The sequence below is a fragment of the Arthrobacter sp. H35-D1 genome, assembly GCF_030063185.1.
Taxonomy (GTDB): Bacteria; Actinomycetota; Actinomycetes; order Actinomycetales; family Micrococcaceae; genus Specibacter.
This window is the reverse complement of sequence record NZ_JASISP010000017.1, coordinates 61,309-85,955: the sequence shown is the minus strand read 5'-3', so window position 1 is coordinate 85,955 and position 24,647 is coordinate 61,309. Positions and strand designations below refer to the sequence as shown.

The 24,647-nt window shown below is 61.3% G+C and carries 23 protein-coding genes and 1 pseudogene; 13 read left to right on the top strand and 11 right to left on the bottom strand.

Going from position 1 to position 24,647, the window contains the following annotated elements; all coding sequences use genetic code 11:
* Positions 1-344 precede the first annotated feature (344 nt).
* The 3 genes from QMG25_RS15065 to QMG25_RS15055 are packed head-to-tail and all read left to right on the top strand — an operon-like array spanning position 345 to position 2,383.
* Entirely contained in the window at positions 345-1,037 is a 693-nt protein-coding gene (locus QMG25_RS15065) for an MSMEG_4193 family putative phosphomutase (RefSeq protein ID WP_283461647.1), read from the top strand.
* Positions 1,038-1,061: 24 nt separating this feature from the next.
* On the top strand, positions 1,062-1,616 hold the full coding sequence (locus QMG25_RS15060; RefSeq protein WP_283461645.1) for a DUF3090 domain-containing protein: 555 nt from the start codon (positions 1,062-1,064) through the stop codon (positions 1,614-1,616).
* Positions 1,616-2,383 carry an SCO1664 family protein gene (locus QMG25_RS15055; RefSeq protein WP_283461643.1) on the top strand — a complete coding sequence of 256 codons (768 nt, stop codon included), beginning with the start codon at positions 1,616-1,618 and terminating at the stop codon, positions 2,381-2,383. Before QMG25_RS15060 ends, QMG25_RS15055 begins: the two co-directional genes overlap by 1 nt.
* Before the next feature lie 191 nt (positions 2,384-2,574).
* Here the strand turns inward: QMG25_RS15055 and QMG25_RS15050 are convergent, their stop codons facing one another.
* The 3 genes and pseudogenes from QMG25_RS15050 to QMG25_RS15040 form a co-directional block, all read right to left on the bottom strand.
* The gene (locus QMG25_RS15050; RefSeq protein WP_283461641.1) at positions 2,575-3,015 is read right to left on the bottom strand and encodes a YtoQ family protein; all 441 of its coding nucleotides are present in this window, start codon (positions 3,013-3,015) and stop codon (positions 2,575-2,577) included.
* A 207-nt stretch (positions 3,016-3,222) separates the two neighbouring features.
* Complete coding sequence (locus QMG25_RS15045; RefSeq protein ID WP_283461639.1) at positions 3,223-3,378, bottom strand: hypothetical protein; 156 nt, start codon at positions 3,376-3,378, stop codon at positions 3,223-3,225.
* A pseudogene (locus QMG25_RS15040) lies at positions 3,375-4,427 on the bottom strand (transposase). Before QMG25_RS15040 ends, QMG25_RS15045 begins: the two are co-directional and overlap by 4 nt.
* A gap of 498 nt (positions 4,428-4,925) precedes the next feature.
* Between QMG25_RS15040 and QMG25_RS15035 the strand changes: the two are divergent.
* Positions 4,926-5,609 carry a hypothetical protein gene (locus QMG25_RS15035; RefSeq protein ID WP_283461637.1) on the top strand — a complete coding sequence of 228 codons (684 nt, stop codon included), beginning with the start codon at positions 4,926-4,928 and terminating at the stop codon, positions 5,607-5,609.
* A gap of 487 nt (positions 5,610-6,096) precedes the next feature.
* The gene (locus QMG25_RS15030; RefSeq protein WP_283461635.1) at positions 6,097-7,122 is read left to right on the top strand and encodes a hypothetical protein; all 1,026 of its coding nucleotides are present in this window, start codon (positions 6,097-6,099) and stop codon (positions 7,120-7,122) included.
* A 324-nt stretch (positions 7,123-7,446) separates the two neighbouring features.
* Here the strand turns inward: QMG25_RS15030 and ychF are convergent, their stop codons facing one another.
* The gene (gene ychF, locus QMG25_RS15025; RefSeq protein ID WP_283461632.1) at positions 7,447-8,532 is read right to left on the bottom strand and encodes a redox-regulated ATPase YchF; all 1,086 of its coding nucleotides are present in this window, start codon (positions 8,530-8,532) and stop codon (positions 7,447-7,449) included.
* 129 nt (positions 8,533-8,661) lie between these two features.
* Here ychF and QMG25_RS15020 point away from each other — a divergent pair, with 129 nt between their 5' ends.
* Positions 8,662-9,873, top strand: a complete 1,212-nt coding sequence (locus QMG25_RS15020) for a DNA recombination protein RmuC (RefSeq protein WP_283461630.1) — start codon at positions 8,662-8,664, stop codon at positions 9,871-9,873.
* A 66-nt stretch (positions 9,874-9,939) separates the two neighbouring features.
* Here QMG25_RS15020 and QMG25_RS15015 read toward each other — a convergent pair whose 3' ends face one another.
* Together QMG25_RS15015 and QMG25_RS15010 are read right to left on the bottom strand one after the other, a co-directional pair.
* Positions 9,940-11,019 carry a 4-hydroxy-3-methylbut-2-enyl diphosphate reductase gene (locus QMG25_RS15015; protein ID WP_283461628.1) on the bottom strand — a complete coding sequence of 360 codons (1,080 nt, stop codon included), beginning with the start codon at positions 11,017-11,019 and terminating at the stop codon, positions 9,940-9,942.
* A gap of 10 nt (positions 11,020-11,029) precedes the next feature.
* Positions 11,030-11,863, bottom strand: a complete 834-nt coding sequence (locus QMG25_RS15010) for a hypothetical protein (protein ID WP_283461626.1) — start codon at positions 11,861-11,863, stop codon at positions 11,030-11,032.
* A 166-nt stretch (positions 11,864-12,029) separates the two neighbouring features.
* Between QMG25_RS15010 and xseA the strand changes: the two genes are divergently transcribed.
* From xseA to QMG25_RS14995, 3 genes are read left to right on the top strand one after another with little or no spacing between them, the layout of a single operon-like run.
* Positions 12,030-13,328 carry an exodeoxyribonuclease VII large subunit gene (gene xseA / locus QMG25_RS15005; protein WP_283461624.1) on the top strand — a complete coding sequence of 433 codons (1,299 nt, stop codon included), beginning with the start codon at positions 12,030-12,032 and terminating at the stop codon, positions 13,326-13,328.
* Entirely contained in the window at positions 13,325-13,603 is a 279-nt protein-coding gene (locus QMG25_RS15000) for an exodeoxyribonuclease VII small subunit (protein WP_283461621.1), read from the top strand. Before xseA ends, QMG25_RS15000 begins: the two co-directional genes overlap by 4 nt.
* A 26-nt stretch (positions 13,604-13,629) precedes the next feature.
* Positions 13,630-14,595, top strand: coding sequence for a CE1 family esterase (locus QMG25_RS14995; RefSeq protein WP_283461620.1), 966 nt, complete (start codon positions 13,630-13,632; stop codon positions 14,593-14,595).
* A gap of 61 nt (positions 14,596-14,656) precedes the next feature.
* Here QMG25_RS14995 and QMG25_RS14990 read toward each other — a convergent pair whose 3' ends face one another.
* From QMG25_RS14990 to QMG25_RS14975, 4 genes are all read right to left on the bottom strand, one after another.
* A complete protein-coding gene (locus QMG25_RS14990) occupies positions 14,657-15,511 on the bottom strand; it encodes a PPK2 family polyphosphate kinase (protein ID WP_283461618.1) in 855 nt (284 codons plus the stop codon).
* Between the two features lie 14 nt (positions 15,512-15,525).
* Positions 15,526-16,743 carry a pyridoxal phosphate-dependent aminotransferase gene (locus QMG25_RS14985; RefSeq protein ID WP_283461616.1) on the bottom strand — a complete coding sequence of 406 codons (1,218 nt, stop codon included), beginning with the start codon at positions 16,741-16,743 and terminating at the stop codon, positions 15,526-15,528.
* A gap of 66 nt (positions 16,744-16,809) precedes the next feature.
* Positions 16,810-17,769: a glycine betaine ABC transporter substrate-binding protein gene (locus tag QMG25_RS14980; protein WP_283461614.1), complete on the bottom strand. Its 960-nt coding sequence runs from the start codon at positions 17,767-17,769 to the stop codon at positions 16,810-16,812.
* Between the two features lie 26 nt (positions 17,770-17,795).
* Positions 17,796-19,715 (bottom strand): glycoside hydrolase family 35 protein, encoded by a 1,920-nt coding sequence (locus QMG25_RS14975; protein ID WP_283461611.1) that lies wholly within the window; start codon positions 19,713-19,715, stop codon positions 17,796-17,798.
* A gap of 213 nt (positions 19,716-19,928) precedes the next feature.
* Between QMG25_RS14975 and QMG25_RS14970 the strand changes: the two genes are divergently transcribed.
* Positions 19,929-20,951, top strand: a complete 1,023-nt coding sequence (locus tag QMG25_RS14970; RefSeq protein ID WP_283461609.1) for a LacI family DNA-binding transcriptional regulator — start codon at positions 19,929-19,931, stop codon at positions 20,949-20,951.
* A 28-nt stretch (positions 20,952-20,979) separates the two neighbouring features.
* Here QMG25_RS14970 and QMG25_RS14965 read toward each other — a convergent pair whose 3' ends face one another.
* On the bottom strand, positions 20,980-21,900 hold the full coding sequence (locus QMG25_RS14965) for an N-acetylglucosamine kinase (protein ID WP_283461607.1): 921 nt from the start codon (positions 21,898-21,900) through the stop codon (positions 20,980-20,982).
* Positions 21,901-21,917: 17 nt separating this feature from the next.
* Between QMG25_RS14965 and QMG25_RS14960 the strand changes: the two genes are divergently transcribed.
* The 3 genes from QMG25_RS14960 to corA all read left to right on the top strand — a co-directional run bounded on the left by QMG25_RS14960 (position 21,918) and on the right by corA (position 24,629).
* Positions 21,918-22,973, top strand: a complete 1,056-nt coding sequence (locus QMG25_RS14960) for a nitronate monooxygenase (protein ID WP_283461604.1) — start codon at positions 21,918-21,920, stop codon at positions 22,971-22,973.
* 102 nt (positions 22,974-23,075) lie between these two features.
* Complete coding sequence (locus QMG25_RS14955; protein WP_283461602.1) at positions 23,076-23,591, top strand: Lrp/AsnC family transcriptional regulator; 516 nt, start codon at positions 23,076-23,078, stop codon at positions 23,589-23,591.
* 42 nt (positions 23,592-23,633) lie between these two features.
* Positions 23,634-24,629, top strand: a complete 996-nt coding sequence (gene corA / locus QMG25_RS14950; RefSeq protein ID WP_283461600.1) for a magnesium/cobalt transporter CorA — start codon at positions 23,634-23,636, stop codon at positions 24,627-24,629.
* The last annotated feature ends 18 nt before the right edge of the window (positions 24,630-24,647 follow it).

Genomic DNA, 24,647 nt, shown 5'->3' with positions numbered 1-24,647 from the left:
GGGCCACCAGCTTGATCCCGCCATGACCCAACACCCGGGCTTCAGCCCCCAGCAACAGGCGGCGCTGACGCTCATCCAAATGCGGCAACAACGAATCAAACTTCGCCCGCAAACTACCCTCAACCTCTACGCCAATCGCCATAACACAACGATACGGCCCAACAACACGAAACACCGGCTAATTTACTGGCAAACCCTAAACCTAAACTCCACCAGGTTCCGGCACGGCCCTCCCTTTGGTCGCCCCGTGTGTTTGAAAGGTTCCTTCAATGCCTTGCCTGCCTGCTCGACGCACGACGCGGTGCGGTTCACACCCCCATCGAGCGAGTGGCTAGGCTGGGTGGATGGCGACAGTTATTCTCGTGCGGCACGGCCGCACCACAGCAAATGCCACCGGACTGCTGGCCGGCCGGGCGCAAGGCGTCGATCTGGACCAGGTGGGGCGCGATCAGGTGGCTCAGGCCGGAGAACGGCTCGCGGCCGTGCCCGTAGTTGCGGTGGTGTCGAGCCCCCTTGCGCGTTGTCAGCAGAGCGCCCAGCTCATCCTCGATCGCCAGGCTGGCACGCTGAATACGCTGGTCGATCCGGCTCTCATCGAGTGCGATTACGGCCAATGGCAGGGCCGCACACTGCGTGATCTTGCGACCGAGGATCTGTGGCCGGTAGTGCAGTCGCAACCGTCCGCCGTCGTATTTCCCGGTGGTGAATCAATGGCCGGGATGCAGGCCAGATCTGTGGCAGCAATTCGGCGCCACGATGCAGCTTTCGAAGCCGAGTACGGGCCGGGAGCCGTGTGGGTTGCGGTCAGTCACGGTGACATCATCAAGTCAATCCTTGCCGATGCGTTCGGCATGCACCTTGACCTGTTCCAGCGCATTAACGTTGGCCCTGCCTCTGTATCGATCGTGCACTACGGCTCTAGTCGGCCGAGCGTCCACGCGACCAACACCACCGCGGGCGATCTATCGTGGCTTTCGCACGGCATCCTCGCTGGCGACGCGCCGGTGGGCGGCGGTGCAGGGCAAAAAGCGGCGTGAACCAAATGTGCCTAGAATACACATATGTCTACACATATCCACGAGTTTGACTGGCCGGATCGGGCCGTCGTTGGCACCATTGGCCTTCCCGGAACGCGAACCTTCTACCTGCAGGTGCGCGCAGGGACGCAGGTGGTGAGTATTGCCCTCGAGAAACAGCAGGCGGCTCTGCTCGCGCAGAACATCGACGAAATTCTCGACCAGCTCAGCACCGTCGAAGGCAACCCCTTCAGCGTTCCCACGAGTACTCCCATTGAACTTGTTGACAATGACCAGCTCGAGGCCGTCCAGGAGCAGTTTCGCACCGGGGCCATGAGCTTGGGGTGGGACCCAACCACGGCCCAGATCGTCATTGAGGCCCACCCCATCACCGCTGTCGATGCCGAAGACGACGACGAATGGCCTGGTGAAGACGGCGCCAACGAGCCGGAAATGCTGCTGGTGCGAATGCCGGTCGGCACCGCCCGCGCCTTCGCCAGGCGCACCCGGGAAATCGTGGGCGCTGGGCGCCCAACGTGCCCACTCTGCGGTTACCCCATGGACGCCGACGGGCACATTTGTCCCCCTCCCGAGGACTGATGGCAGCGCCGAATCTAGCGACGTCTGAGCTGACTCTCACCGGCCGCATCACGACGGCTTCAAACGCTACATTCCTGGGCAGCATCGGTGACGTGGTGGTGGTCTATAAGCCGATAGCAGGCGAAAGTCCGCTGTGGGATTTTCCCCAAGGATGTCTGGCTCATCGGGAGGTGGCCGCGTATCTTCTCTCGCAGGTCTTCGGCGGGGACGTGGTGCCGCACACCTGGCTGCGCGATGGTCCGCTGGGCGAAGGAATGGTGCAGCTCTGGCAGGAGCAAGACCCCGCCCAAAACCCCGTGGACCTGGTCGCAACGGATCTTGTGCCGGAGACAGGCTGGAAATACGTTCTCGAGGGACGCGATGAGAACGGACGGATGGTCGCCCTCGTTCACGAAGACTCGCCGGCGCTGCGACGCATGGCGGTGTTCGACATCATCATCAACAATGCCGACCGCAAAGGCGACCACATACTTGCGATGGCTGACGGACAGCGGCACGGCGTGGACCACGGGCTCACCTTTCATCGTGACCACAAGCTGCGCACGGTCCTGTGGGGATGGCTGGGAGAGGGCCTGACCGCTGAGGAACTCGACGGCATAGATCGTGTCAGCAAAGGACTTCACGGTGGGCTGGGCCGAGACCTGGCGGACTTGCTCACCGCCGACGAGATCGCAGCGCTCGCCGCCCGTTGCGCCCAGTTGCGCTTGGGAGGACAGTTTCCGGCTCCGAGCGGTCAGATGTCAGCGGTGCCTTGGCCCCTTTTCTAAGAGGATGACGGCACCGGCGTGGCAGGCTGGGTCCCGTTGAGGCATCATTTCAACGGGACAACCGCTGGCAAAAAGTGCGTGGCCGCCAAGAACACGTGTTCTTGGCGGCCACCGGTAAAAGTTTCAGGTAGGTCGGGACTTAGACGTTGAAGCGGAACTCCAGCGCGTTCCGGCGCGGAGCAACCGTGGGCTTATGCCTTGAGCACGTACGTCAGTGTCTGCACCACCTGTTCGGTGGTCGTGCACCAAGCCTGAGCCTCGGCGTCGACCTCCTTGAGTGGATGGACAATATCTTCGTCGTGCAAAGTCACATATGGCTTGCCCAGCGCAGCACAGTAGCCGGCATCGAAGGCGGCGTTCCACTGTTTGTACTTGTCCCCAAAGCGCACCACCACGAAATCACTCTGTTCAATCAGGGTGCGCGTGCGGATGGCGTTGACCTTGGCGGACTGGTGATCGCGCCAGAACTGGCTGGAAGTCGCGCCGAGATGGTCGCCTGCGGCGTCGCTTGCGGGGTGGTCGGTCACCGGCGAGGTAAATTCCACGTCGAGCCCTGCGGCCTGTGCACCGCGCTGGATCTCGTCACGCCAGTCGGTGTGAATCTCACCGGAAAGATAGACAATAAAAGTCATGGTTGGATGCTCCTTCATAAGTGTGCGACGGATCTGAGATTGATCTTCTAGTTAACCATCTCTGGGGTATTCAGCCGACCGGCCTGGTCAAGTCCGGTCGAGTGGTGTACCCGTTTCGTGGGGTTTCGAGGTAGTTGAGGTTCAGAAGTCGTGGTCGTCGGGCGTGGTGGTGGGTGCTGGTTTCTCCTTCGGGTTGGTGCCGGCTTGCTACCAGTGGGGGTTGATGGTGCCGTCGACTTGCCAGAAGTCCTCGGGCCAGGGTGCTGAGCTGCAGTGTTCGTCCCACCATCCGGTGTCATGGCCGGGGGTGAGGAGCTCAAGGTCAGGTTGGCGCCCTGAGGCGTTGGGTTGGGTGGGGCTCATGCTTGTATCTTCATGCTTTTCAGGGCGAGCAGATCGGTGTGGGGCACGTCGCCGTGGTCCTCAGCCGTGAGGCGACAGCGGGCCAGGACCTCGAGGCTGAAGTAGCGGCGTCCTTCGGCCCATTCATCGCTTTGCTCGGCGAGCACGGCGCCGACGAGGCGGGTGATCGCGTCGCGGTTGGGGAAGATCCCGACGACGTCGGTGCGGCGGCGGATCTCCTTGTTCAAGCGCTCATTGGGGTTATTTGACCACATCTGTTGCCAGACATCCTCGGGGAACCCGGTGAACGCGAGGATGTCGGCACGGGCCGCATCCAGGTGCTCGAACACTTTCGGAAGTTTCCCCTCGACGTAGTCCAGGAGCCGGTCGAACTGGGCGTTCATGCTGGCCGTATCGGGCTGGTCATAGACCGAGTGCAGCATCGCTTTCACCGCCGGCCACAGGCTCTTCGGGGTCGCCGCCATCAGGTTCGCCGCATAGTGAGTCCTGCAGCGTTGCCAAGACGCCCCGGGCAGGTTCGCTGCTATCGCCTCGATGAGCCCGGCGTGCGCGTCGGAGGTGACCAGCAGGACCCCGGTCTCGGAGGTCGCCACCCGAACCCCGAGGACTTCACGGTGCCCGTCAGCGTTCACACCGGTGGCCACCATGACGACCGCGTTGATCACGCGCCCGCCTTCACGAGCTTGTCCATGCGGCGGGTGGAGACCCCGGCGAGGTAGCAGTCGGCGACGACGGTGATCATGGCCGCTTCGGCACGTTTGCGCCGCTCCAGTAGCCAGTCCGGGAAGTACGTGCCCTGGCGCAGCTTCGGTACCGCGACATCGATCGTGCCGGCACGGGTGTCCAGCTCGCGGTGGCGGTAGCCGTTGCGCTGGGTCAGCCGGTCGGGTGAGGGCTTGCCCCACTCAGCACCGACCACGGCGTCAGCGTCCGCGGAGAGCAGCGCGTTGATCATGGTTTGCAGCAAGTGACGCATCAGATCAGGCGACGCGTCACCCAAAGCTTCGCAAAAGTACGCTGGCAGGGTCGAGAATATGAGGAGCGGTCATCGTGAGATGTCCTTTCGAGTGGGATGTGAGAGTTTCCTCGAAGGACCCACGGTGACCACCGTGCCACGTTAAGGGAGGTACCGGTCACCGGCGGGTGTTGCACCACTCTAAGGGACACTACTACCGGCCTAGCCACAAGATGATGTGAAGATCAGTACATACGAGCACAATGTGTGGGGGTATTGGCGCAGGTTCCGGGCTCAGATCCGGTCAGCTGAATACCCCAAACCATCTAATAAATCAGCGGAAAGATCCAACGGCCGGTAGAGAGTGAAACGTGCCGGGTTTTCTGCCGTACGGTATGGGTTCAGACCGTTGTCGGTTAGACGTTGAAGCGGAACTCCACCGCGTTCAGTGGCCGAGCAACGCCTACAGGCTCGGAGCCAGCATCGCTCGCACGTGCGTCGCAGGCCCTTAGGAAGTCACGCGACACCTAGAACATTTGTCATTATTGACAACCAAAGACAGCCCCATCACGTGATCAGGCATGATGGGAGGATGAGCACAAACGAACCCCTTGAACTAGTCGTCAGCGCGGTCAAAACCACATGCCAGCGCCTTAAGATTCCGTCAGACATGATCTCGCTTCATAGCGACCTACGCTATGCCAAGCGTCCCGATGGGAAGACGTTGCAGGGCAAGGGACAGCACACTCTCCGATGGGGAGCTTTTTTGCTTACGTATGCAGCATTAGAGGGATTTTTCAATGAGATCTGCAAGAGCCCAAATACACGCATCTTGCCCCTAAACGCGGATAAAATTCGCGATGCAATCAAGAGAGATTATGAGCTCACGCTCTTCACTCGCGAATGGGGGGTGAGAACACTTATCCCTTCAAAATCTCAAGATGACGGCTTGTTTTGCGAATGGCGCGTCTATAGAGGAGGGGACGTACGTATGTATCTGAACGATATGAAGTGGTTGCGCGATCGCCTCACCCACGGTGGCGATCCGTTCTCCACAAAGAATGATTCAGGGGCCCTCTGGGCTACCAACAAGGGGCCATCGCTACGAATGATGGGTGTGGACGGTTTTCTCCAAGCGAGTTGCGACCTTGTCGATCAGACCATCGTGGCTTTTGGGGGGACTTCGGAAGATCTTCCAGACTGGCCGGTGGACACCTGCCGCCAATTATCGGAGCAGATCCCAACCTTGGGGCCGCTTCAACGATCCAACAGATAGAGATAGATACGTCACGAGAACTCTGTGTCAGATCAAAACCTGAAAACTACTAATAGACGTTGACCCGGAACTCCGCCACTTTCAGGTACGGAACTACCTTCAGGTCCGGTGCAGGGCACCTTCGCAGCGGTAATTCGCTCTCCCGCAGCCAAGGCGCACACGAGAAGTTTCGGCTCACCGTTAACACTCACCGTTAACGACGTCATCGAGGACGCAATTGTCGTCGACACTAATGCCAGCCGGTGTTTTTGGAACAGAGCATCGGATACGCTCGATGTTCGCTGACGATTTAGAGTGAGGTAACTAGGGAGGGGGCCTCGTGGTCGATGCACTGAACGGACGAGTGTGTCTCGCAGTGAATTGTCGTCGACTGTGCAACGGTACGACGTGTTGGTTCCACACCATCGTGAAGACGCGTAGAGATGTGAATCCGTATGCGGAAATCAGTGATGACTGTCGAGCCTGGTGGGCGAGCGTTCGTCCCCGAGTGGTGAAGCTCGAGCGGATTGCTAATGACGATGCACTTTCAATACTCGTGAAGCATCGGGCGATCGTTGAAGTAAAGGAAGTGCGATTCCATGTGGCGAAGATGCTTCTCGATTCGAGTGCGCAGGCATGGCACGCCGAAACAGGGCTACCCTCGTGGCAATTGCCCGCCGCTGGCTGGATTATTGACCACATCAGTCTCGAGGTTCCTGATCTGAAGTTGGGCACCACGGGACCGATCTACCTTGAAAGTGAGATCAATCAGAGAGAATTCGCGCCGCCCGAGGTCCTTGACCGATTAGCTCGAAGGACCCGTGAAACGAAGCATCCGAGTAGCCCGCCGTTTCGGCCGATCACGGAGCCTCGTCACGCTGAAAACATCTGGATTGAAGCTCTTGAGGAGCAGGCATCGCGCAACGTCGATGTCCTCACGTCACGCAGGAAGGCGTTGTGGGACTATAAACATAACAATTGCCACGCCGAGCTCATCACGTTGTTCACCGAGCCGGGTGTCGACGTTAGCGTTCCGACCGATATCGTGACTGTTCATCAGATCGTTGCGCTCGAGACTACTGAGACACCTCGTGAGCGTCTCACCAACAAGACTTTCCAGGATCATTTGGCTCTTGAAGTCGGTCAGGTCCTGCGGTATGACCACATTCGCGCGACCACGTTGAAAGATGAGTGGATAATGAATCTCGGGTTGACGTTCGCGCTACCTGAAGGGTTGGACACCGAAGGTGATGAGGCGGCTCTGGCACTCGAGATGGTGCCCAAGACCGGCCTGTACATCGGCAAGAGCCTCTCCATAATGATCGAGTCCCATCTGGACTCTGAGCTGGAGCTCGTTCTCCCACCAGGAACGTGGTGGGAGATCAAGGATATCGCGGACGTGGAACACCATGCTGGATCCAAGGCAGGCGGAGGCAGTCTTCCCGATTACCGACGGCTACGAACGATCCGGATGGTCGAAATCGACCAGGCTGAAATCGGCGTGCGACCTGTCAAATCCATGACGATCACATAGGCCGAGCCACAGGACCTGCCCGTGGTATCGAATGCTGAGTGGGTCGACATCGCCAGGGCTCGCCAAGTGTTCGACCGGGCGGGCTCGCATTTCCAAGACGTACCCAAGGTCGGTCAGGTCATCCGCAATGGATCGCCAGCGCTACGTCCGATCAAACTCGGCATGGTGCCTCACTTCTGCTTAACGCCTAACGCCGTTCACGGATGACACCTATGCGAAATCATCGCTGTCCAATACGCTGCCGCACTATTACTGATATACAAGAAAACATGCCTTAGAAAGTAATCTGAGCATGTTTCTAGGCTTGAGCCTAATCATTACAAATTAGACGTTGAAGCGGAACTCCACCACGTCGCCGTCGTGCATGACGTAGTCCTTGCCTTCGATGCGGACCTTGCCTTTGGCCTTGGCCTCGTGCATGGAGCCTGCCTCGACGAGATCGTCAAAGTGGACAACCTCGGCCTTGATGAAGCCGCGCTGGAAGTCGGTGTGGATGACACCGGCTGCCTGCGGTGCGGTGTCGCCCCGGCGGATGGTCCAGGCACGCGATTCCTTCGGCCCGGCCGTCAGGTAGGTCTGCAGGCCCAGCGTGTGGAAACCGACGCGCGCCAGCTGGTCGAGGCCGGATTCCTCCTGGCCGCTCATCTCCAGCATTTCGCGGGCCTCGTCCTCGTCCAGTTCCACGAGGTCGGCCTCAAGCTTGGCGTCGAGGAAGATGGAATCGGCGGGGGCAACCAGCTCGCGCAGTTCAGCCTGACGCTCCGGGTTGGCCAGCACGGCGTCGTCCACGTTGAAGACGTAGATGAAAGGCTTGGCGGTGAGCAGGCTCAATTCCGTCAGGTGTTCCATCTCCAGCTTGTCGCTCTTGACGGAAGAGAAGATGGTGTCGCCGCGTTCAAGGACACTCAGTGCGGCCTTGACAGCGTTCAGTTCTGCGGCGTCTCGCTGCTTGAGCTTGACGGCCTTTTCAATGCGCGGGATGGCTTTTTCAACGGTCTGCATGTCCGCCAGGATCAACTCCGTGTTGATGGTCTCCATGTCAGAGCGGGGATCAACCTTGCCATCCACATGGATGACATCGGGGTCGTCAAAGACCCGGATGACTTGGGCGATCGCTTCGGCTTCACGGATGGTGGCGAGGAACTTGTTGCCCAGGCCTTCACCTTCCGAGGCGCCCTTGACGATCCCGGCGATGTCCACAAAGGACACCACGGCCGGGAGCAGGCGTTGGGAGCCAAAGATCCCGGCCAGCGTTGCCAGGCGGGGATCCGGTAGGTTGACGACGCCCACATTCGGCTCGATGGTGGCGAACGGGTAGTTCGCCGCAAGCACGTTGTTTCGCGTCAAAGCGTTGAAAAGGGTTGATTTGCCGACATTGGGCAGTCCGACGATGCCAATAGTAAGAGCCACGGTATGTGATTCTACCGTCAGGGTCAGCTTTTGTGCCCATTCGCTGTTTCACTGTCTGATATCGGACCGTTCCGGTTGCCGCAGCGCCGTGAAACGCACAATGTCAGTGGCCCGTGCGACAGTGGTTCCATGAATGGAATTGGCTGGCTTGTAGCTGTTTTGATGTTGTTGGCAGGGGCGGCGCTTGGTGCTGCCGTGGTGGCGCGGCTGTTGTTGGCCAAGTTGCGAGGTGCGGAAGGGGAAGCCGACGCCGCCCATGCCCGAGCGGCGGAGCTGAACGCCCGTTTTGCCGCCGCCGATGCCGAGCGCAGGCTTTTATCCACGCAAAACCATGCGCTGGCGCAGCGGCAGGGCTCTGATGCCTCCGTGCTCCAGGCTTTGGGCCCGGTGGCGGAGAAGCTCAACGCCGTTCAGCGCCAGGTGTCACTGCTTGAACGCGACCGTGTGGAGCAGTACGGACAGCTGGCCGAGCAGTTGCGCGAGGCCAAGGATGCCGATGCCAAGCTGCTTGCCACCACGTCCTCCCTTGCATCGGCCTTGCGGTCTACCAGTGCCCGCGGCAAGTGGGGCGAGGTGCAGTTGCGCCGCGTGGTGGAGGCAGCCGGGCTGCTGGCACACGTTGATTTCCAGGAGCAGGTTCACACTGCCACGGACGACGGCGTGCACCGTCCCGACATGGTGGTCAGGCTGCCCGGCGGCAAGGAGCTGGTACTGGACGCCAAGGTCCCGTTGACGGCGTTCCTCAACGCGCACGACGCCGGTCCGGAAGACAGTGCCGAAGCCCGCCAACACTTGGCTCGCCATGCGAAAGCGGTCAAGGCACACATTGATGCGCTGGGCAGCAAGCAGTACTGGACCTCGGCGAAGAACTCCCCCGAGCTAGTGATCTGCTTTGTCCCCGTGGAGTCCATCTTGTCCGCGGCGCTCATGACCGATCCCGAGCTGCTGGACTATGCCATGGCCCGGAATGTTGTGCTGGCCTCGCCCATCTCGCTGCTGGCCATCCTGAAGTCCGTCGCCTTCACCTGGCGCCAGGACGTGTTGACTGAAAGCGCCAAGGAGCTCTTTGAGCTTTCGGCCCAGCTGTACTCGCGCTTGGGCACCATGGGCGAGGCAGTCTCGGCCGTCGGGGTGTCGTTGAAAACCAGCGTGGAGCGCTACAACAAGTTGGTGGGCACGCTGGAGGCCCGGGTGCTTCCCACCGCCCGCAAGCTCAACGCCATGGATCCCAAAACCCTTGACGCCCCGGCACAGGTGGAGGTGGCACCACGCGGGCTTGCCGCACCGGAATTTGATGCGCCGAAATTCGACGCGCCCGGCCGCCTGGATGCTGCCGGCTAGCCACCGGGCATGGCACTGGCCAGGACAAAACAGTCCGGGCCGGTGCCCAAGCTCAGCAGCGGAGCATCACAGCAGGTTCGCGCTGCGGACGCCCTTGTAGTCGGGATCACCGGCAGCCTTCAGTGTTGCCCGCAGTTCCTTGGGCAGGGAAAACAGGATGTCTTCCTGGGCCGTGACCACTTCTTCCACTGATTCGTAGCCGTAGGTGGCCAGCAGGTGCAGCACTTCCTGGACCAGGACTTCAGGCACTGAAGCACCGCTGCTGACGCCCACACTGGCCACGCCTTCAAACCAGGTCTCGTCAATTTCGTGGGCAAAGTCCACACGGTAGGAGGCTTTTGCACCGTACTCCAGGGCAACCTCCACCAGGCGGACGGAGTTGGATGAGTTGGCCGAGCCAACCACGATCACCAGGTCCGCCTGCGGGGCGATCTCCTTGATTGCCGTCTGGCGGTTCGTGGTGGCATAACAAATGTCGTCGCTGGGAGGATCCTGCAACTTGGGGAACCGTGAGCGCAGGATTTCGACAATCTCCATGGCCTCGTCAACCGACAGGGTGGTCTGCGAAAGCCAAATCAGGTGCTCTGGGTCCTCGACCTGGACGGTGCGGGCCTCGTCCGGGTTGTTCACGATCGTGATGCTCTCGGGAGCTTCCCCGTAGGTTCCTTCCACTTCCTCGTGACCTTCGTGGCCGATCAGGAGGATATGGTTTTTTTCCTTCGCGAAGCGGACGGCTTCCTTGTGCACCTTTGTCACGAGCGGGCAGGTTGCATCGATGGTGCGCAGACCACGGTCCGCTGCGGATTGGACCACGGCCGGGGAGACGCCGTGGGCGGAAAAGACCACCAGCGCACCTTCGGGCACTTCCTCGTTTTCTTCCACGAAGATGGCTCCTCGAGCCTCAAGGGAGGAAACCACGTGCACATTGTGCACAATCTGCTTGCGCACGTAAACCGGCGCCCCGTAGTGCTCCAGCGCCTTCTCAACTGCTATGACGGCCCTGTCCACGCCAGCACAGTATCCACGGGGGGCGGCCAGAAGTACTCGCTTTTCGCCCGTCACGGGGGCAGCGCCAGTCACATCTTCGGGTGTGCGGCGGCGGCGCGGAACGGCGGGCATGGGAACGGAAACGGCAGTGGTGCTCATGGCCACCATCCTACGTGCTGCGCGTGCGTGCCACCACGAGAGATGCAACACCGGCCACTGCCACGGCGGCGGCCAGGATAAACGTGGCTGTTATCCCTCCCTGCCAGCTGTCCACGGACAACTGCGCGAGTTTGGAGCCAATAACCGTCGCGGACTCCGGACCCGTGGCCAGACCGGAAAGGAAGGTCTCCGCAAGGCTTGAGGCCAGCACCCATAGCAACGCGACGAGCGCCAAACCGACACCCCCGGCGATGACAGTCAGTGAACGGCGCCGGGCCACCACGACGCCCAGTACCAGAAGACCCGCGGAAATCAGCACCATCGCACCCGACCAGCTTCCCAACGTTGCCGCCAGTGGGAGGGCACGCGCCATCTGCGGCTGGTCCATGGTCACCACAACCTCCTCGGGTGTGGGCACGTCGACACCGACGTCCGCGCTGACCTTGGCCGCCACCAAGCCCACCAACGGTGCAATGTCCAGTTGCACGTCCCCGGCTACTTCCGAGTTTTCGGCGGCTTTGAAGGTCAATGCGTGGCTGCGCTGGAGGGTCTGCGACCATGCCTCTGGATATCCGGGGTCGGTGTAGATGGCACGTACTGCGGAATTGATAACTTCCACGGCCAGCGCATTCAGCACCGGTGGCAGGTCCACCGATGCGGCGGCTTGGCTGGACAACGTGGCGGTGAGGCTTCCCTGAAACTCCTCGTCGCTGCCCAATGGGCCGGCCAGTTCCACGAAACCAGCTTCGTCCACAATATGGCGTTGCAGCCAGAGCGACGGGCCCGCAGCTGCGGCCAGTACCAAAGCCAGAATGACAAGAATTGCTGAACCTGCAGTGCGCATTTGCCGCCCTTAAAAAACACAAGTGAATCCAATAACAATTTTCAACATTAGTGCATGCCTGTGGATAGCGGCGTCCGGGTGTCGGTGGTGAAAGCTAGAGTTGTGGCAAGGGACGCATCCGACGGCCCGGCAGGACACTTTTAGTGAAGGGTGGTGAGCTGCAACCATGGCAGAAACCCCTGAACGCAAGCCCAATCCAGCGACAGCAACAACAGCGGCAGAGACCTCCCCTGACAATCCCTGGCCGTTGCAGCTGCTGAGCCAGAAGCTCAAGGCGCACATTGAAAAGGCTCCCCCGGCGTGGGTTGAAGCCCAAGTCATTGAACTCAACAAGCGTGCCAACGTCAGCTACTTGACGCTGCGCGACATTGACGCCGAGGTCTCCCTCAGCGTCACCCTTTGGGGTTCGGTCCTGAGCCGGCTCGAAGCACCGCTGGAACGCGGAACACGCGTGGTTGCCCAGCTCAAACCCGACTTTTGGCTCAAAACTGGCCGGCTGTCCATGCAGGGGCAGGACATCCGGCCCGTAGGCTTGGGCGATTTGCTGGCCCGCATAGAAAAGCTGCGCCAGGCACTGGCTGCAGAGGGGCTCTTTGACGCCCGGCGCAAGAAACCGCTTCCGCTGCTGCCGCACAGGATTGGCCTTGTCACGGGCCGCAATTCCGATGCCATGAAGGATGTTGTGCGCAATGCCTCCCTGCGTTGGCCCGCCGTCGAGTTTGAGATCCGCGAGGTCGCTGTGCAGGGTGTCAACGCTGTTGCCGCCGTGACCGCCGCGCTCGCCGAACTCGACGCCGACCCGCGCATCGACGTCATTGTCATTGCCCGCGGCGGCGGTTCCTTGGAAGACCTGCTGCCGTTCAGCCATGAGTTGCTGGTCCGGGCCGTGGCCGACGCCCAAACCCCTGTGGTCAGCGCCATTGGGCACGAAGCCGACCGTCCGCTCTTGGACGAGGTGGCAGATCTGCGGGCTTCCACACCCACCGACGCCGCCAAGCGCATTGTTCCCGACGTCGGCGAAGAATTGCGGCGTGTGGATGCGGCACGCCAGCAGCTCAACCGGCGCATCCACGACCTCTTGGGCCGCGAATCCGAACGCTTGGCCTATCTGCGCACGCGCCCCGTATTGGCCAATCCGCAACTCATGCTCTCCACCAAGTACGACGACGTCGCCGCCTTCCGCGCCCGGGCTCTGACCGCTGTGCGTACACAGGTGGGACGCCACGTCGATCGGCTCTCGCACCTGCGCGCGCAGGTCCGTGCCTTGTCGCCGCAAAAGACCCTTGACCGCGGCTATGCCGTTGTCCAGCTCGAGGACAGCAGCATTGTTCGGGACCCTGCGCAGGTCGTCCACGGCATGCCGTTGAGAATTCGTGTGGCCGGGGGCGATTTTGCCGCGACCGGCGCAGAGTCCGCCTTCGCCAGCCCCACCCCACCCAGTACAACAGCAAAGGAAAACGCATGAGCCCCACCAAAGGTGCACCCTCTCCCCCGACAGGCAGCGCGGCACAAGACAGTGCAACAGGGGACATCGCTGCGCTGAGCTATGAACAGGCCCGCGAGCAGTTGATGGATGTGGTCAACAAACTGGAAGCCGGCAGTGCCAGCCTTGAAGATTCCCTTGCACTGTGGGAGCGCGGGGAAGCCTTGGCCAAGCGCTGCGAAGAATGGCTCGAGGGTGCCAAGGCCCGCCTCGACGCGGCCCGCACCGCCGACAGCAAAACTTCCTCCGAGCAGTAGCAACAACGGCAGGCCGGGACATCGCCATGGCATTCAGCTGGATCAAGGGACACGTCCTTGGTTCCGAACGTGCCACACCACTGGACGCTGTTGCCTTACCCGGAGTTGTTGGCAAAACCATGGAAATCATGGTTGGTGGTCAAAAGCGGACGTACCTGCTTGTTGCGCGAGACGCTGCGCCTGCATCCAATCCTGCAGACGCAGCCGCCATTTCCCAAGGCCAGGGCAGAGCCAAGGTCTCCGCTGTTTTGCTCGTCCTGCATGGCTCATCCCAGACGGGGCAGGCTGTACGCTCCTACAGCGGGAACAGTTTTGACCATTTGGCGGAGACTGGCCTCGTGGCTGTCGTCTACCCGGATGGATTTAGGAAGCAGTGGAATCACAACAAATCCGCCCCCGAAACCACCAATGATGTTGCCTTCATGGAGGCACTGGCAGACCATTTCCATGCCCAGCACGGCCCCGTTCCGGTGATTGTTGCCGGGTTCTCCAACGGCGGTCAGCTGGTGATCCGGCTGATTCATGAAATGCCAGGCAAAATCCATGGAGCCGCCCTTGTGGGTGCAACGCTGCCACGGGCTGGAGGCATGCCCTTTGCGGATAAGTTGCAGCCACTGCCTGTGATGCTCGTCCACGGGACGCACGACATGGTGGTCCCGTATGGCGGCGAAGGGTGGTTTGGCAGATTTTTCGGCAGGCAGCGGGGCCCCTCCACTCCCGAAACCGCCCAGTATTTCGCCGCCCGCAATAAAATCCTGGTAGCCCCGACCCGCACCGTTCTTCCGCACCGCAAGGAAAGTGGCCGAACTTCTGTCACCCTCACCCGCTATGAACAGGAGGGGACTCCTCCCGTTGCGCTGTATACCGTGGTTGGCGGCGGGCACGTGCTCCCCAACCATCATCGAAAAGCCATCTTCATTGCTGGCAGGACAACCCAAGACATCACCGTGGCCGAGGCGCTCAGTGCGTTCTTCCCCATCCTGCTCAACTGATCCGGAACGGCTGATCTTGAGCCCGGACGCGGGCCCGTCCCGCCATGTAGTGCGGGGCCGCTTAGGCGTCCTTCAGGCGGGCCCGCTCATGGGCCAGGTCGTAGTCCCCTGCGGGCCATTGCAGGTTCAGCCCACCCAACGCCTTGATGAGAATTTCCTGCACGGCCATGCGCGCATACCATTTCTTGTCCGCGGGCACTACATGCCAGGGCGCGTGCTCAGTGTTGGTCCGGTCAAGGACACGCTGGTAGGCATCCATGTATTGCGGCCAAAATTTGCGTTCGTCCAGGTCCGTGGGGCTGTACTTCCAGTACTTTGTGGGGTCGTGCAGGCGTGCGGCCAGACGTTCAAGCTGTTCGTCGGGGCCGAGGTTGAGCATGATTTTTACAATGCTGGTTCCGCACTCGGCAAGCTCCGCCTCAAACTCGTTGATGGCGTCATAGCGTCGTTGCAGTTCCGTTTCGTCCGCCCAACCGTGGACGCGATGAATCAACACATCCTCATAATGGGAACGGTCAAAAACCCCGAACATGCCCGGCTCGGGCGCTGCCGGACGCACCCGCCACAGGAAGTCATGCGCCTTTTCCTCGTCGGTGGGCGTCTTGAACGTTGTCAGTTTCACGCCTTGGGGATCCACGGCAGCTACCACATGGCCCACGATTCCGCCCTTTCCGGCGGTGTCCATGGCCTGCAAAATCAGCAGCACCGACTTCGTGCCGCCAAAACGGCTCTCGGCAAAGAGCTGCTCCTGCAGCTGCGCAAGCACAGGGGAACGCACAGCCAAGGTCTCGGCGCCGTCGATCTTCTTTCCGGAAAACCCGGGCGCCACCTTCGTGGGCTGCTCCGCCAGGACGAAACCCGGCACTACCCGCAGCAGCTCGGAAGGGTGATCGCTAAAACCGACGGGCAATGACATGGTGGAGCCTTTCGCTAAGGTTTGTAGGTGCTCAGGAACTCTGCAATGCGGCCAATGGCTTCTTCCAAATCAAGCAGATTTGGCAAAGTGACAAGACGAAAGTGGTCCGGACGGACCCAGTTGAAGGCCGTGCCGTGTGAAATCAAGATCTTTTGCGATTCCAACAAGTCGAGGGCGAACTTCTCATCGCTTTTGATGGGATAGACCTCCGGATCAAGCTTCGGGAACAGATACAGTGCCCCCTTGGCCTGGTTGGTGCTGACGCCGGGAATGTCATTGAGCAAGCGGTAGGCCAGGTCGCGCTGATCGCGCAGGCGTCCGCCGGGCAGGATCAGGTCCTGGATGCTCTGGTGCCCACCCAATGCGGTTTGAATGGCGTGCTGCCCGGGGGCGTTGGCGCACAGGCGCATGCTGGCGAGCAGGTTGATGCCCTCCAGGTAGTTGGCGGCGTCCGCCTTGGGTCCTGAGATCGCCAGCCAACCGGACCGGTAGCCGCAAATCCGGTAGGCCTTGGACAGTCCACTGAAGGTCATGCACAGCACGTCGTCGCCGGTGATGGTGGCCGTGTTGATGTGTTCGGCATCGTCGTACAGAATTTTCTCGTAGATCTCGTCAGAGAACACCACCAGATCGTGTTTCCTGGCCAAGTCGACCATGCCCTGAACAATGTGTTTGGGATACACGGCACCGGTGGGGTTGTTGGGGTTGATGATCACCAGCCCCTTGGTCTGCGGGGTGATCTTCGCGGCAAGGTCTTCAAGGTCCGGCCACCACTCGTTGTCTTCGTCACACAGGTAGTGCACGGGGCGCCCCCCGGCCAAGCTCACCGAGGCCGTCCACAGCGGGTAGTCGGGGGTGGGGATCAAAACTTCATCCCCGGTGTCCAGCAGGGCCATGAGGGACAGCGTGATGAGCTCGCTGACACCGTTGCCCAAATACACATCGTCGACGTCGATATTCGCAATGCCGCGGGTCTGGTAATACTGCACCACGGCAGTGCGCGCCGAGAAGATGCCGCGCGAGTCCGTGTAGCCCTGGGCATGCGGGAGGTGACGGATCATGTCCACCAAAATCGCGTCGGGGGCTTCAAAACCAAAGGGTGCCGGATTGCCGATGTTGAGCTTCAGTATCCGGTGCCCCTCGGACTCCATCTGCTGCGCTCGTTGCAGCAGCGGACCGCGGATGTCATAGAGGACATTGTGGAGCTTGGTGGACTGGGTGAATTCTGCCATTTACCCAATATGGCACACCGCAGCCGGAGTTTGCGCGCGCAACGTGCGTGGCCCGCAGGCCAATGGCTAAGAACTGGCCTTGATCAACCCTTGTTGCACCAGCCAGGCGGTGGCTGCGTCCGAAACCACGTTGTAATGCCCGTCTTGGGCCAAGCGGTTCAGGTTGCCCAGTTCCTCGGTGCCCAGCGCCGCGCTGACCTTGTTGACGTCGGCCTGCACATCGGCCGGCAATTTCCCGGTTGCCGCGAGGGGCACAATGTTTTGGTTTGGAAACAAGTTTTTGGGATCATCAAGCACCACAAGTGAGTTGTCTGCAATGCCCGGGGAGGAAGTGGGCATGCTCGCCATCTGGATGTCGTCGCGCAGCAGTGCCCACAAGGTGCTGTCGGGGCCGTAGTCAAGCATGGGTTTCAACGACCTGTACTTCTCTGGCACGCAATTATAGTCGCTGCCCAGTCCGGCCAGACCATTGGCCTTGGTCTTGAACCCTGCCGAGCCTCCCAGGACAAGTTGGTTGCACACCTTGCCAATGTCGTTGAGACTCTTGAGCTGGTATTTTTCTGCCGTCACGGCAGTCACCACCACGGCGTCGCGGACCTCGGCCTTGGCCGGGTCAAGCTGGACCACACCGCTGGGCAGTGTTGGGTTGAGCGCATCGCTGATGTCACTGGCGGCATCTGCTGCTGGGCCACCCCCGGACGGGGAAAGGGCGGAATACGCCGGAATCAGGTCTATGCGCCCGGATTCAATGCTTGTGGCAAGTGCCCCGGGCTTTACCGGAGCTGGAACGACAATTGCCTCGATGCCGGCAGCATTCAACGCTGCGGCGTAGACCTGGGCCAGCAGCTCGCCTTCCTGCGGATCCACGCCGTCGGGAACTTCGGGGGTGCCGACTTTCAGCGCGGGCTTTGCCGGGCCCTGCGAAATGCTCTCGATGCTGACGATCGGTTCGGGAGTGCAGGCAGTGGCTGTGCCCAGCAACACCACGGCCACGCCCAGCGCGACCATGCGTTTGCGAACTGCCACTGCCTGCTCCTCAAACTTGTTCCGAGTTACCCCAAATCCTCTACATACGTTACCCCGACAAGGCCCAAGTTGGGTTCTTCGTGCAGTTCGGCATGCGTTCCACCATGCTCAAGTTCCAGCACTGTGATCTTGTTGCGCCCTGCCTTCAGCAGCGGTCCGGGAACATACAGAGTCACTTGTGGGCCAATCTCCCAGAAGCGTCCCAACAGGAAATCGTTGATCCAAACCAGCCCTTTTCCAAAGCCTGGCAGGGCCAAGTGCGTATCGCCGACTTCCGCAATGTGCAGTTCCCCATGGAAGTAGCCCGCTCCGGGGACATCGACGGCCCGTGCCGCTGCACTGGTGCTGTCAGGTACTTCCGCTCCGTCCCATGCCGCGCCCACTTGGAGCAACTCGACCAGCGGCTTTTCCACGTCGATGGGTCGCTGGTCCCAGTGGAAGACATAGCGCTGGTTGATCAGCACGCCGTCGAGGATGCCCTTGCCTTGGCCAAAGCAAGGGCCATAGTTGATGCGGCCTTGGTTTTCAACGAGGATCTCAAGTCCAGCCAACTCTCCGGTGCCATTGACTTTCAAGCCCTCGTTGCAGTTGGCGTCGGTGAGTACTCCTGCGTAGGTGTTGTCCACCCACACATAAGCCCTGTCGTGCAGGTCCCGGATCTTGATGGTGCCTTCGCCGGCGGGCAGCACGGCCTTGGCGCTGTAGTGGACAAGGCCCCGGTCAAGGCCGAGCTGTTCAAACGACATCGGCTTGACGCTGCGTACGGGCTCCACCGCCCTGACGAAGTCCAGCAGGGCCGTGCCGGGGCTCAGGGCAACCGAGCAGGCGGGAAGGACAGGTGCCGGATGTTCCACATGGGCGGGGATGGGTTCCAGCGGTCGGCCCGATGCGGCATGGAAGGCCTCGCGCATGGCGTGAAACTTCTCGGTCAGACGGCCGTCTTCGGCAATCGGTGCGTCCGAGTCGTAGCTTGTAATTGTCGGCTGGATGGAACCGTCGTGGTTGGCACCCGAGGACAACCCAAAGTTGGTGCCGCCGTGGGCCATGTACAGGCAGATGGAGCCGCCAAGGTCGAGGATTTTCTTGGCTTCGTCTGCCGCATCGGCCGCGTCCCGGGTGTGGTGGTCCTCACTCCAGTGGTCGAACCAACCGTTCCAAAACTCCACGTTGAAGAACGGTTCGCCCGGGCGCCGGCGCTCCCACACGGCATCGGCTTCGTCCCCGCGCGAGCCCAGGGTTGCCGTTGCCCAGGTGTCTGGCAGGGCGCCGCCGTCAAGGAAATAGTCCGTGCCGCCGTCGGCCGTAAACAGCATTTCGGTGATGCCCCGCTCAAGGAGCGCCTGGCGGTTCCAGCGCAGGTATTCCTTGTCGTCGCCATAGCTGCCGTACTCGTTTTCGACCTGGACGGCAATCACCGGACCGCCGTGGCAAGCCTGCAACGGCTCGATAACGGGCAGCAGCTGGTCAAACCATTTTTCCACCACATCCGTGAACAGGGGGTCCGAGGAGCGCAGCACCATCTCCGGGTTGGAGATGGCCCAGGAGGGAAAGCCGCCGTTGTCCCATTCGGCGCAAATGTACGGGCCGGGACGGACAATGACATCAAGGCCGGAGTCGCCGGCCATCGTGATGAAACGGGCAATGTCGCGCCACTTCGTAAAGTCCGGGGAGTTGTCTTCACGGGGCTGGTGGAAGTTCCAGGCGATGTAGGTGTCAAGGGTGTTCACACCCATGGCGACAAGCCTGTCGATCCTGTCCTGCCACTGCTCGGGGTGGACGCGGAAGTAGTGGACGGCACCGGCAATGATGCGGTGCGACTCCCCGTTTTTATACAGCTTTCGCTCGGCGTAGCTCAGCGCGGAGACCGCCGTCACGGCCTCCAATGCCTCGACGTGCGCCGGCGTGCCGGGGACTGCTGCTCCTGACAAGGTCGCGGACTGTGACAACTAAACTCCTGGAACTAATTTCTCAGACAAAGAAAATGGATGACTGTTATGGATAACAATTCTAGGCCAGCCACGGTGGTTAAATGAACACTGATCCACGCAATATAGAGAACTCGCGGTATGTTACAAGTAAACAAACTGTCTTGCACCTGGATTCGCCCCACAGAAGCGGTGCCTAAACCGGCAAGACTACCCCATATTCCAAGGAGAGCAATGAGCACCCAGCAGTTCACCCGTGGTCCTGCGATGCGCGATGTGGCTGCAGCAGCCGGCGTCTCGGCGCAGACAGTTTCGCGGGTGCTCAATGAGCACCCCAATGTGCAGGACAGTACGCGACGGCGCGTGCTGGCTGTCGTTGAGGAGCTTGGCTACCGACGCAACAACACCGCGCGCGCCCTGGTCACCGGGCGGTCCAGGACCCTTGGCGTATTGACTTTGGCCACCAACAACTACTCACGATCCTCGCTTGCCCTTGGCATCGAACTCGGCGCCCGCGAGACCGGGTACACCGTGAACTCGGTGACCTCAAGCCTGAGCGCAGACGCCTTGACCGATGCCGTCAGCCGGCTCGTGAACCAAGGCGTGGACGGCATCATCATTGCCGCCCCGCTCCAAGAAGCCGCCGAAAAGGTGCGCCGCATCACGGCAAGGATCCCCACTGTCAACACCGACGGTTCTTCCAGCATGGGCGACAGGTTGGTGGGCGTTGACCAGGACGTTGCAGCAGTGGTTGCCACCCGCCATCTGCTGGAGCTCGGGCACAAAACCGTATGGCACGTGGCAGGTCCCGCCGACTGGTCGGATGCGGCCAGCCGCCTCAACAGCTGGCGCCGGACCTTGCAGGAGGCCGGATGCGAAGTGCCTCCGGAACTCCACGGCGACTGGAGCCCGGAATCCGGCTACCGCAACGGGCTCATCCTGGGCCGCATGCCGGAGGCCACTGCTATTTTGGTGGCAAGCGATGAAATGGCCTTTGGCGTTCTCCGCGCCCTGAACGAACTGGGCCGCCGCGTCCCGCAGGATGTCTCCGTGGTGGGCATCGACGACATCGACTTGGCAGCGTACTCAAATCCACCGCTGACCACCATTCGGCAGTCCTTTGAAGACACCGGCCGCCGCGCCGTGCAACGGCTGGTGTCCCAGATCGCGCACCCGGAGGAGGCAACCGCGCCGGACCTCGTGGCGCCAACCCTCGTGATCCGCGGCAGCACGGCTCCCCCGCCCCCTGGAAAGTAGGTCGGCAAAATAAGTCCGGGAAAGTACGTCAGGAAGTTGGCTGCTCGCTGGCGACAAGCAGCGGGATGCCAAAAATGGGGTCCTGCTGCAGTATCTGCACGTTGTGCAGTCCTTGGGCGGTCAGCTGCTCCTTGAATGCCTCCTGCAAAGCGGGGACATTGCTGCCCATGCCGCTGCCGAGCACCACTGGCCCCGGAATACCCAGCTGGTGGGCGACCTTGCCTGCCATGGCCGCCAGGTCCGCTGCGGCCTGCGCCACCATGGCACGGGCCTCCACATGACCTCGCTCTGCAGCCGTAAAGATCACCGGAGACGCAGCAGCCCAGTAGCGCCGCGTGGTGCCTTGGTGGAAATGCCGGATGAGTTCGTCGGCTTCGGAAAGACCGCAATACTCCAACAGGGGTGCCGTGAGTTCGTCGGCGGGCTCGCCCGAATCCATCCGTCGCAAGCTGTGGCGCACGGCTTCCCTGCCAAGCCAGTAGCCGCTTCCCTCATCGCCGAGCAGGTAGCCCCAACCGCCGGCGCGGGCCTGTTCCCCGGCGGCATTGATGCCCCAGGCCGCCGAGCCTGTCCCTGCTATGACGGCAACCCCTTCGGTCGCCCCCGATGCGGCCAGCAGCAGGCGGGTGTCGTGCACCACGCTCACGTGGGCGACAGGGACAAAAGGTGCGATGAGGCTGCGAAGTGCCGCTGCGTCGTCGTCCGTGTCAACACCACCTGCCCCGGCAAGGAGGTGGGTGGCTTCGGCAACATCGAGGTGTGCAAACAAATCGGCCATGTTTTCACGGGCTGTTTCCACACTCACGTTTTGGACATTGGTGCTGCCGACGCTGTGGTCGGAGCTGACCGCACCGTCCGTCCAAACGATTCCACGGGTTTTGGAGCCGCCAATGTCCAGGCCAACGAAGCGGGTCGGGCAGGTCGAGAGATTCAGGGTGTCTTTGTCCACGCCTCTAGACTAATGTCATGTTCAGCACACCCTTGATAGCCGCACCCATGGCCGGTGGAACCACGACGGCGGACCTTGCCGTGGCAGTCCAAGGCGCCGGAGCCTTTGCTTTCGCAGCCGGGGGATACAAAACGGCCGAACAGCTGCGCGCCCACATTGCGCCGTTGCGTGCCGCAGGCCCCGACTTTGGCGTTAATCTGTTTGTCCCGCGCCCCGCAACAGGCTTGAAGTCTGCGCGTCAGACCGGTGCGCTGGAGGCCTACCGCTCACTGCTGCTGGCAACGGCATCCCGCTACGGGGCCGAGCTTCCCAGCACGCTGCCTGCCCCCGAGGATCCCCGAGCGCAGGATTTTTGGGACGAAAAAATCGCCTTGCTGCTGGCCGAGCCGGTGCCCGTGGTCAGTTTTACCTTTGGCCTGGCACCGGTCCGAGTGGTGGAACAGCTGCACAAGGCGGGCACCCGAGTCCTCGCCTCCGTCACGAACGTGGCCGAAGCGCTGGCTGCTGCCGGGACAGGTGTTGACGGCTTGGTGGTCCAGCACGCCAACGCCGGAGGCCACACTGCGGCCTTTTTGCCTGCCTCGGCCGCAGGCTATTCCAGCGGCCGGGCAGGGGACGGCACTCTGCCGCAGTTGATCGCAGCAGTGGGCGCAGCCGTGGCATTGCCACTGGTGGCCGCCGGAGGAGTTTCAGGAGCAGCCGACGCCAAGGCGGTTCTTGCAGCCGGAGCACAGGCGGTGGCCATCGGCACCGCCTTGATCCGCACCCATGAGAGCGGGGCGAGGGCGCTGCACAAAGACGCGCTGGCCGATCCCGCCTACACCCGCACGGCCCTGACACGGGCTTTCACGGGCAAGCTCGCCCGCGCCCTGGTGAACGACTTTGTCAACGACTTTGCGGACGCCGCACCGGAGGCGTATCCGGAAGTGCACTTCCTCACGGCACCGCTGCGGGCTGCTGCTGCCGCCGCCGCAGACCCGCGTGCCCTCAACTTGTGGGCCGGCTCCGGCTGGAAGTCCGCCCAAGCGGTCCCGGCCGCCGACGTCGTGGAGAGCTTCCTCCGCGAGCTCTAAGCACAACGCGGGTCAATTATTCGGTAATTTGCTAGAATGGCGAACGAACGAATGCCCCGCCCGGCGGTATTTTCGTAAAATTCCGGAATCTTGGAGGATCCCATGGCAACACCGGCGAAGAACGTTCGGCGCGAACAAGGACAGGGAAGCCTGTCGGCTGAGCCGCTGGACGCCGTCGACCGGCAGATCATCGACATCCTGCTGGCTGATGCCCGCATCACCAACCGGGATCTCGCCGACGCGGTGGGGATCGCCCCCTCAACTGCACTGATGCGCACACGCGCCCTCATGGAACGCGGGGCGATTGAGGGCTTTGAGGCAAAGCTGAATCTCACCTCGATCGGCCGTGCCGTGCAGGCCCTCATTGCAGTGCGGCTGCGCGCCCATGACAGGGACCAGATCGACACCTTCACGGCCCGAGTGCCGCTGCTGCCCGAGGTGCTTTCCACCTTCCACACCTCCGGCTCGGTGGACTACCTGCTGCACATTGCCGTCCGCGACACCGATGCGCTGCGCGACTGGGTGTTGGACAACCTGACTACCGACCCCGTGGTGGGACACACCGAAACCACTCTCGTCTTCAAACACATTCCGGGTAATACGGGACCAATCAGCTAACGGTGCACCACGTATGCTGCCCACCTCGCCCATAATGGGCAGGTGACCATCATTGACAATGCCATTTATGTTGACGGCAAACGATTCGCCAATCCAGAGAACCTCGAGCAAACCTATGAGGTGATGGATTCCTGCCAAGGCATGGCCTGGATAGGCTTGTTCAGGCCAGACGCCCACGAGATGCGCTCACTCGCAGCCGAGTTTTCGCTCCACGAGCTGGCCGTGGAGGACGCCATCAAGGCCCACCAACGGCCCAAGATGGAACGTTACGACGACGTCCTTTTCACCGTGCTGCGCCCGGCCCGCTACGACGATGAGAGTGAGACGGTGGAATTTGGCGAGCTGCATGTTTTCACCGGCTCCGACTTTGTGGTCACCATCCGCCACGCCGAGACCCCCGGCCTGGCCTCAACCAGGACGCGGCTGGAAGCCGACCCGGAACTGCTGGCCCTGGGACCGGAAGCGGTGCTGTACGCCATCATGGATCAGGTGGTTGACGACTACCAGCCGGTGATAAGCGGCCTGGAAAATGACATTGATGAGATCGAGGACCAACTCTTCGCCGGGGAACCCAACGTCTCACTGCGCATCTACCAGCTCTCCCGCGAGGTCATCCAGTTCCAGCGCGCCATCCATCCCCTGCAGGAAATACTGCAACAGCTCAAGGCAGGCTTTGAAAAATTCCGTTTCAATGTCGAGTTGGAGCGCCGTCTGCGTGATGTGGAGGACCACATTGGAACCGTCACGGCCAAGGCAGACTCCTTTCGCCAGCTGCTGCAAAACGCCCTGACAGTTGACGGCACCCTGACCACCAACAGGCAAAACGAGGCCGCAGCTGCCGAAAATGAACAAGTAAAAAAGATTTCGTCCTGGGCAGCCATCCTCTTCGCCCCGTCCTTTGTGGGTTCCATCTACGGCATGAACTTTGACAACATGCCTGAACTCCACTGGGCGTTCGGATACCCTTTCGCGTTGACGCTGATGTTCCTGGTGGGCCTTGTCATGTACCTCATCTTCAAAAAGAAGACCTGGCTCTAAGCCCCCTCGGGGACACGC

Coding starts and splice junctions, on each gene's coding strand:
- QMG25_RS15065 (WP_283461647.1), top strand. CDS start 345: ATGGCGACAGTTATTCTCGTGCGGCACGGCCGCACCACAGCAAATGCC.
- QMG25_RS15060 (WP_283461645.1), top strand. CDS start 1,062: ATGTCTACACATATCCACGAGTTTGACTGGCCGGATCGGGCCGTCGTT.
- QMG25_RS15055 (WP_283461643.1), top strand. CDS start 1,616: ATGGCAGCGCCGAATCTAGCGACGTCTGAGCTGACTCTCACCGGCCGC.
- QMG25_RS15050 (WP_283461641.1), bottom strand. CDS start 3,015: ATGACTTTTATTGTCTATCTTTCCGGTGAGATTCACACCGACTGGCGT.
- QMG25_RS15045 (WP_283461639.1), bottom strand. CDS start 3,378: ATGAGCCCCACCCAACCCAACGCCTCAGGGCGCCAACCTGACCTTGAG.
- QMG25_RS15035 (WP_283461637.1), top strand. CDS start 4,926: ATGAGCACAAACGAACCCCTTGAACTAGTCGTCAGCGCGGTCAAAACC.
- QMG25_RS15020 (WP_283461630.1), top strand. CDS start 8,662: ATGAATGGAATTGGCTGGCTTGTAGCTGTTTTGATGTTGTTGGCAGGG.
- QMG25_RS15015 (WP_283461628.1), bottom strand. CDS start 11,019: ATGAGCACCACTGCCGTTTCCGTTCCCATGCCCGCCGTTCCGCGCCGC.
- QMG25_RS15010 (WP_283461626.1), bottom strand. CDS start 11,863: ATGCGCACTGCAGGTTCAGCAATTCTTGTCATTCTGGCTTTGGTACTG.
- xseA (WP_283461624.1), top strand. CDS start 12,030: ATGGCAGAAACCCCTGAACGCAAGCCCAATCCAGCGACAGCAACAACA.
- QMG25_RS15000 (WP_283461621.1), top strand. CDS start 13,325: ATGAGCCCCACCAAAGGTGCACCCTCTCCCCCGACAGGCAGCGCGGCA.
- QMG25_RS14995 (WP_283461620.1), top strand. CDS start 13,630: ATGGCATTCAGCTGGATCAAGGGACACGTCCTTGGTTCCGAACGTGCC.
- QMG25_RS14990 (WP_283461618.1), bottom strand. CDS start 15,511: ATGTCATTGCCCGTCGGTTTTAGCGATCACCCTTCCGAGCTGCTGCGG.
- QMG25_RS14985 (WP_283461616.1), bottom strand. CDS start 16,743: ATGGCAGAATTCACCCAGTCCACCAAGCTCCACAATGTCCTCTATGAC.
- QMG25_RS14970 (WP_283461609.1), top strand. CDS start 19,929: ATGAGCACCCAGCAGTTCACCCGTGGTCCTGCGATGCGCGATGTGGCT.
- QMG25_RS14960 (WP_283461604.1), top strand. CDS start 21,918: ATGTTCAGCACACCCTTGATAGCCGCACCCATGGCCGGTGGAACCACG.
- QMG25_RS14955 (WP_283461602.1), top strand. CDS start 23,076: ATGGCAACACCGGCGAAGAACGTTCGGCGCGAACAAGGACAGGGAAGC.